The sequence below is a fragment of the Candidatus Erwinia dacicola genome (assembly GCF_001756855.1).
Classification (GTDB): Bacteria; Pseudomonadota; Gammaproteobacteria; order Enterobacterales; family Enterobacteriaceae; genus Erwinia; species Erwinia dacicola.
The window spans coordinates 1-7,282 of sequence record NZ_MAYS01000141.1; the positions used below are offsets into that span (position 1 = coordinate 1).

The 7,282-nt window shown below is 56.2% G+C and carries 8 protein-coding genes and 1 pseudogene; 6 read left to right on the forward strand and 3 right to left on the reverse strand.

Annotated features, from left to right (window positions below):
• The 3 genes and pseudogenes from BBW68_RS15750 to BBW68_RS20130 form a co-directional block, all read right to left on the reverse strand.
• Nucleotides 1–237, reverse strand: a pseudogene (locus BBW68_RS15750) (transposase zinc-binding domain-containing protein); the annotation flags it as partial.
• A gap of 94 nt (nucleotides 238–331) precedes the next feature.
• Nucleotides 332–541, reverse strand: coding sequence for a hypothetical protein (locus BBW68_RS04305; protein ID WP_070134152.1), 210 nt, complete (start codon nucleotides 539–541; stop codon nucleotides 332–334).
• A gap of 58 nt (nucleotides 542–599) precedes the next feature.
• The gene (locus BBW68_RS20130; protein WP_261791492.1) at nucleotides 600–734 is read right to left on the reverse strand and encodes a hypothetical protein; all 135 of its coding nucleotides are present in this window, start codon (nucleotides 732–734) and stop codon (nucleotides 600–602) included.
• 67 nt (nucleotides 735–801) lie between these two features.
• Here BBW68_RS20130 and gmk point away from each other — a divergent pair, with 67 nt between their 5' ends.
• From gmk to BBW68_RS04340, 6 genes are all read left to right on the forward strand, one after another.
• Complete coding sequence (gene gmk / locus BBW68_RS04315) at nucleotides 802–1,425, forward strand: guanylate kinase (protein WP_070134154.1); 624 nt, start codon at nucleotides 802–804, stop codon at nucleotides 1,423–1,425.
• Between the two features lie 56 nt (nucleotides 1,426–1,481).
• A complete protein-coding gene (gene rpoZ / locus BBW68_RS04320; protein WP_070134155.1) occupies nucleotides 1,482–1,757 on the forward strand; it encodes a DNA-directed RNA polymerase subunit omega in 276 nt (91 codons plus the stop codon).
• Nucleotides 1,758–1,776: 19 nt separating this feature from the next.
• Nucleotides 1,777–3,906 (forward strand): bifunctional GTP diphosphokinase/guanosine-3',5'-bis pyrophosphate 3'-pyrophosphohydrolase, encoded by a 2,130-nt coding sequence (gene spoT, locus BBW68_RS04325; RefSeq protein ID WP_070134156.1) that lies wholly within the window; start codon nucleotides 1,777–1,779, stop codon nucleotides 3,904–3,906.
• A gap of 82 nt (nucleotides 3,907–3,988) precedes the next feature.
• Complete coding sequence (gene trmH / locus BBW68_RS04330) at nucleotides 3,989–4,684, forward strand: tRNA (guanosine(18)-2'-O)-methyltransferase TrmH (RefSeq protein WP_070134157.1); 696 nt, start codon at nucleotides 3,989–3,991, stop codon at nucleotides 4,682–4,684.
• The gene (gene recG, locus BBW68_RS04335; RefSeq protein ID WP_070134158.1) at nucleotides 4,684–6,765 is read left to right on the forward strand and encodes an ATP-dependent DNA helicase RecG; all 2,082 of its coding nucleotides are present in this window, start codon (nucleotides 4,684–4,686) and stop codon (nucleotides 6,763–6,765) included. Before trmH ends, recG begins: the two co-directional genes overlap by 1 nt.
• Before the next feature lie 165 nt (nucleotides 6,766–6,930).
• The coding region (locus tag BBW68_RS04340) for an IS6 family transposase (protein ID WP_148127480.1) at nucleotides 6,931–7,282 on the forward strand (352 nt) is incomplete at its 3' end.

Genomic DNA, 7,282 nt, shown 5'->3' on the forward strand with positions numbered 1-7,282 from the left:
GTCGGGCAGGACGTATTGTTGCTCAGCAATCCACTGCTCGGTAGACTTCATGCCGCCGGCGCTGCAGGCCTTTGACTTGCAGCTCTGGCAGAAGAAGCGGGAGTGGGTACAGTCAGGTGAAGCGCAGCAGTAGCGGCGAACGCCCATAGCGCAGGTGCCACAGGCGAGCATGCATTCAACGGCGAGTCGGGTCCACTGGCTGATGCTGTCGCCGTGTTTTTCGAGATCGCGGTTCCAGCAGTTTTTTTACACCGACGTGGGCAACCGGATGGCGCACCTTGCCATCGGTCATCACAACAGGCTAACGGCGATCGCTGGCGGGATGAAAGCATTACTGCCACTGCTGTAGCTTGCCCTGCAACTCATCGTAACTTTCATCGGTCACGGTATTGTTACCCTGACGGTAGTAGGCGTCATCCCAGTGCGTGAGCTGTGTTGCCAGCCGGGTCATCTCCAGATCGGCCCGCGCAGGCGACCATACCGGGCACTGTGCCGCCAGCACCGCGCTGTATAACCAGATGGATAAAATGATGTAGCACATCCCTGTCTTTCCTGCTTTCCACTTATACCGCTTAACAGTAAAGCGTGCAGGTCTGGGATTATCGAGTGGCAAAATCAGATTGTGGAAAGCGGCTCTGGAACAATTCAACGCCGCCGACATCAGGATGCAAAACGCCGTGCAGCGCTTTCCATTTCCTCAGAAAATCCCTTGGATCATCGTCTAAACGCTGCATGACGTCCTGCACCTGTGTATACTGTACAGGACGTAGACTCCGCTTTATTGGCATATCAAGAATAATCATGGCTCAAGGCACGCTTTTTATTGTTTCCGCCCCTAGCGGCGCGGGTAAATCTAGCCTGATTCAGGCGCTATTAAAAACGCAACCGCTGTACGATACCCAAGTATCGATCTCCCACACCACGCGTGGGGTGCGGCCGGGCGAGAATCATGGTGAACATTATTACTTTGTGAACCACGATGAGTTTCGTTCCATGATCGAGGATGAGGCGTTTTTAGAACATGCCGAAGTGTTCGGTAACTATTACGGCACTTCGCGTAAAGCAATTGAACAGGTGCTGGCAACTGGCGTTGATGTGTTTATCGATATCGACTGGCAGGGTGCAAAACAGATCCGTAAAAAAATGCCGGCAGCACGCAGCATTTTCGTGCTGCCGCCGTCGAAAGACGAACTGGACCGCCGCCTGCGTGGCCGAGGTCAGGACAGCGAAGAATTGATTACTAAACGTATGGCCCAGGCTGTTGCTGAGATGAGCCACTACGCCGAATACGATTATTTAATCGTGAATGATGATTTCGACCTAGCATTGTCCGATCTGAAGACCATTATTCGCGCTGAGCGTCTGCGTATGGGCCGTCAAAAAGCCCGCCATGATGCATTAATCAGCAAACTATTGGCAGACTGAGCGTAACTCAGTACGATGCCCAGTCATTTCGTCACCACCCGTGGAGTATCACACTTATGGCACGCGTAACCGTACAGGACGCAGTAGAAAAAATTGGTAACCGTTTTGACCTAGTTCTGGTAGCAGCGCGCCGCGCTCGTCAGATGCAGGTTGGTGGTAAAGATCCACTGGTTCCAGAAGAGAACGATAAATCTACCGTTATCGCGCTGCGCGAAATCGAAGAAGGCCTGATCACCAATCAGATCCTTGACGTGCGCGATCGCCAGGAGCAGCAAGAACAGGAAGCCTCAGAACTGCAGGCTGTAACTGCTATCGCTGAAGGTCGTCGTTAATCAGCATTAAAGGCCTGCCTTGTATTTGTTCGAAAGCCTCAATCAGCTGATTGAAAAATACTTGCCTGAGAAGCAAATCAAGCGCCTCAAGCAGGCTTATCTTGTCGCACGTGATGCTCACGAGGGACAGACACGCTCCAGCGGTGATCCTTATATCACCCATCCGGTAGCCGTGGCCTGCATCCTAGCTGAAATGAAACTCGACCATGAAACACTGATGGCCGCGCTTCTGCACGACGTTATTGAAGACACCCCCGCCACCTATAAGGATATGGAACAGCTGTTCGGCCAGACCGTCGCCGAGCTGGTTGAAGGAGTTTCTAAACTCGATAAGCTGAAATTCCGCGACAAGAAAGAAGCCCAAGCTGAAAACTTCCGCAAGATGATCATGGCGATGGTGCAGGATATCCGCGTCATTCTGATCAAACTGGCCGACCGTACGCACAACATGCGTACCCTCGGCGCGCTGCGCCCGGATAAAAAACGGCGTATCGCGTTGGAAACGCTGGAAATCTATAGCCCACTGGCTCACCGCCTGGGTATTCACCACCTGAAAACCAAATTGGAAGAGCTGGGCTTTGAAGCACTGTATCCGAACCGTTTCCGCGTGATTAAGGAAGTGGTAAAAGCGGCACGCGGCAACCGTAAAGAGATGATCCAGAAAATCCTATCAGAAATTGACGGTCGTCTGGAAGAAGCCGGTATTACCCGCCGTGTCAGCGGTCGCGAAAAACACATCTATTCCATCTACTGCAAAATGCACCTGAAAGAGCAGCGATTCCATTCGATTATGGATATCTACGCCTTCCGCGTCATCGTGCGTGATGTCGATACCTGTTATCGCGTACTGGGCCAGATGCACAGCTTGTATAAGCCGCGTCCGGGCCGGGTAAAAGATTATATCGCTATCCCAAAAGCCAACGGCTATCAGTCGCTGCATACTTCAATGATCGGTCCGCACGGCGTGCCGGTTGAGGTGCAAATTCGTACCGAAGATATGGATCAGATGGCAGAGATGGGGGTGGCAGCGCACTGGGCTTATAAAAAACAGGGCGAGAGCAGCACTACCGCACAGATCCGCGCGCAGCGCTGGCTGCAGAGCCTGCTGGAGCTGCAGCAGAGCGCCGGTAGCTCGTTTGAATTTATCGAAAGCGTGAAATCCGATCTATTCCCAGATGAGATTTACGTTTTCACTCCGGAAGGCCGCATTGTTGAACTGCCGGCCGGCGCCACGCCGGTTGACTTTGCCTATGCCGTGCATACCGACATCGGTCATGCCTGCGTGGGCGCACGCGTTGACCGCCAACCTTATCCGCTGTCGCAGCCGCTCACCAGTGGTCAGACCGTCGAAATTATTACCGCACCGGGCGCCCGCCCAAACGCTGCGTGGCTAAACTTTGTCGTCAGCTCGAAAGCGCGTGCCAAGATCCGCCAGCTGTTGAAAAACCTCAAGCGTGATGACTCGGTTAGCCTTGGTCGACGCCTGCTCAATCACGCCCTAGGCGGCAGCCGCAAGCTGGCTGAGATCCCGGAAGCCAATGTCCAGCATGAGCTGGAGCGCATGAAGCTGACCTCGCTGGATGACCTGCTGGCTGAAATCGGTCTCGGTAACGCCATGAGCGTAGTGGTGGCGAAAAATCTACAGCAGAGCGAGCAGAATGCTCCCGCCAGAACCGGCAGCTGCAATAGCATCAGCGGCGCTCGCAGTAAGCTGCCAATTAAGGGCGCTGATGGGGTGTTGATCACTTTCGCCAAGTGCTGCCGCCCGATCCCCGGTGACCCAATTGTGGCGCACGTCAGCCCGGGTAAAGGCTTGGTAGTGCACCATGAATCCTGCCGTAATATTCGTGGCTATCAGAAAGAACCAGAGAAATACATGGCGGTGGAGTGGGATATTGCCACCGAGCAGGAGTTTGTCGCCGAGATTAAGGTGGATATGTTTAACCACCAGGGCGCGCTGGCAAACCTGACGGCGGCAATTAACACCGCGGGCTCCAATATCCAGAGCCTGAACACCGAAGAAAAAGATGGCCGTGTTTACAGCGCCTTTATCCGTCTGACGGCACACGATCGCGTTCATCTGGCCAATATCATGCGTAAAATCCGCGTGATGCCGGATGTCATCAAGGTCCATCGCAACCGTAATTAAGCAAAGACGGAACCAGCTTCCGTCTTTTGCTTTCCCCTCTCACCGCAGACGGGATGACTGATTTTAGGGAGTCCACTTTCGCATGAATGCCCAACGTTATGCCCATCTACGCGCAATGCTCGCCGCTCGTCAGCACAACCTGACGGTGTGTATGGAACAGCTGCATAAATCTCATAACGTCTCTGCGGTGATCCTCACCGCCGACGCCGTTGGCGTGCATGAAGTTCACGCCGTATGGCCGGGAAGCCGCATGCGCACCATGGTCTCTTCCGCCGCGGGCAGTAACAGCTGGGTGCAGGTGAAAACCCATCCGACAATCCGTGATGCCGTCAGCCATCTGAAAGATCGGAAGATGCAGATTCTGGCGACGCACCTCTCCGCTAAAGCGGTCGATTTCCGCCAGATTGACTATACCCGCCCGACCTGCATCCTGATGGGCCAGGAGAAAACCGGGATTACCCAGGAAGCCCTCGACCTTGCCGACCAAGATATTATTATCCCGATGATCGGTATGGTGCAGTCGCTAAACGTCTCCGTCGCATCGGCCCTGATCCTCTATGAAGCGCAGCGGCAGCGGCAGAATGCCGGTATGTATCTGCGTGCAGAGAGCACGCTGGAGTACGCCGAGCAGCAGCGTCTGCTGTTCGAAGAAGGTTACCCGGTACTGGCCCGCGTGGCGAAGCATAAAGGGCTGCCCTACCCGGTGATCAACGATCGCGGTGAAGTGGTGGCGGAGCCGGAATGGTGGGCCACCATGCAGTCGAAGGCGCGTAAATAATGCAGAGCCGCCTGCTGGATGCCGTTCCGCTCAATACGTTGTCCGGCGTGGGCACCAGCCAAGCGGCAAAGCTAGCCAAACTTGGCCTGCTGACCGTACAGGATCTGCTGCTGCATCTGCCGATACGCTATGAAGATCGCACCCAGCTTTACGCCATCAACGAACTGCTGCCGGGCATCTATGCCACGGTAGAGGGCGAAGTGCTGCACAGCGATATTTCGTTTGGCCGCCGCCGTATGCTGACCTGCCAGATTAGCGACGGCAGCGGCATCCTTACCCTGCGCTTTTTCAACTTCAATGCCGGAATGAAGAACAGCCTCGCTACCAGCCGCCGTGTCACAGCTTACGGTGAGATTAAACGCGGCCAGCGCGGAGCGGAGATCATCCACCCGGAGTACAAAGTACAGGGTGAAAGCAGCGTCACCAAACTGCAGGAGACGCTGACCCCGGTTTACTCCACCACTGAAGGCTTGCGCCAAGCTACGTTGCGCAACCTGACCGACCAAGCACTGACCCTGCTGGAAACCTGCGAGATTAGCGAACTGCTGCCGCCGGAGCTGAGCCAAGGAGTGATCAGCCTGCCGGAAGCGTTGCGTACCCTGCACCGCCCGCCACCGGATATGGCGCTGGCCGATCTCGATAGCGGCCGCCACCCAGGGCAGCGACGCCTGATTATGGAAGAGCTGCTGGCGCACAACCTCAGCATGCTGGCGGTGCGCGCCGGTGCGCAGCGTTATCATGCGCTGCCGATGGCTGCCCACCACGACCTGAGCGATCAGCTTCTGACCGCGCTGCCGTTTAAACCGACTAATGCCCAGGCGCGCGTCGTGCGCGAGATCGAAGCCGACCTTGCCCACGACTATCCGATGATGCGTCTGGTGCAGGGCGATGTGGGGTCCGGTAAAACGCTGGTCGCCGCGCTGGCGGCACTGCAGGTTATTGCTTACGGTAAGCAGGTGGCGCTGATGGCGCCAACCGAGCTGCTGGCCGAGCAGCACGCCAGTAATTTCCGCCAGTGGTTTGCGCCGCTTGGGCTGGAAGTAGGCTGGCTGGCAGGGAAACAGAAAGGCAAAGCGCGCATCGCCCAACAGGAAGCGATCGCCAGTGGGCAAGTGTCGATGATTGTCGGCACCCACGCTATCTTCCAAGAGCAGGTGCAGTTCAACGGGCTGGCGCTGGTGATCATCGATGAGCAGCACCGCTTTGGCGTCCACCAGCGTCTGGCGCTGTGGGAGAAAGGCGAAGAACAGGGTTTCCACCCGCACCAGCTGATTATGACGGCCACACCGATCCCGCGCACCTTGGCGATGACCGCCTATGCCGATCTCGATACCTCAAACATCGACGAACTGCCGCCGGGGCGTACCCCGGTGACCACCGTCGCGATCTCTGACATGCGCCGTGCCGAGATTATTGCTAGGGTGAAAGGCACCTGCGGCAGCGAAGGCCGCCAGGCCTACTGGGTCTGCACGCTGATTGAGGAGTCAGAGCTACTGAAAGCGCAGGCGGCGGAAGCCACCTGGGAAGAGCTGAAGCTGGCGCTGCCGGAGCTGACTATCGGCTTGGTGCACGGCCGGATGAAGCCGCAGCAGAAACAGGCGGTGATGCAGGCATTCAAGCAGGGTGAAATCCACGTGCTGATCGCCACCACGGTGATCGAGGTCGGCGTGGATGTGCCCAATGCCAGTCTGATGATTATCGAAAACCCGGAACGCCTCGGGCTGGCGCAGCTGCATCAGCTGCGCGGCCGCGTTGGTCGTGGTGCGGTCGCTTCCTACTGCGTGCTGCTGTATAAAGCGCCGCTGAGTAAAACCGCGCAGAAGCGTTTACAGGTGCTGCGCGACAGCAACGACGGCTTTGTGATTGCCCAGTGCGACCTCGAAATTCGCGGCCCCGGCGAAATGCTGGGCACGCGCCAAACCGGTAACGCCCAGTTTAAGGTTGCTGACCTGCTGCGCGATCAGGCGATGATCCCGGAAGTGCAGCGCGTGGCGCGCCATATCCACCAGCATTACCCGGAGCAGGCTTCGGCGCTGATTGAGCGCTGGCTGCCGGAAACCGAACGCTATACCAACGCGTAACCTCCCTACCTTACACTGTTCACCCCGATACAGTGGCAAACGATTGCTTTTACTCCGCAGAAGATTAAAATCCTCACTTTATTGCCACTGGGAAGTCTGACAGGCACTGTTGCAAAGATCTGGCGATGGTAAACTGATGCCACTGTTTAGTTGAAGGAGCAGCACATGAACCCATTTAAAGGTCGACATTTTGAGCGTCATATTATCCTGTGGGCCGTCCGCTGGTACTGCAAATATGGCATCAGTTATCGTGAGCTGCAGGAGATGCTGGCTGAGCGAGGGGTAAATGTCGATCACACCACGATTTATCGATGGGTTCAGCGTTCTGCACCTGAGATGGAAAAGCGGCGGCGCTGGTACTGGCGTCAACCTTCCGGTTTTGGCTCATGGCATCTCGATGAAACCTACGTGAAGGTCAACGGACGCTGGGCTTATCTGTACCGCGCCGTCGACAGCAGGGGCTGCACCATTGACTTTTACCTGTCTTCACGTCGTCACACCAAAGCCGCCTATCGCT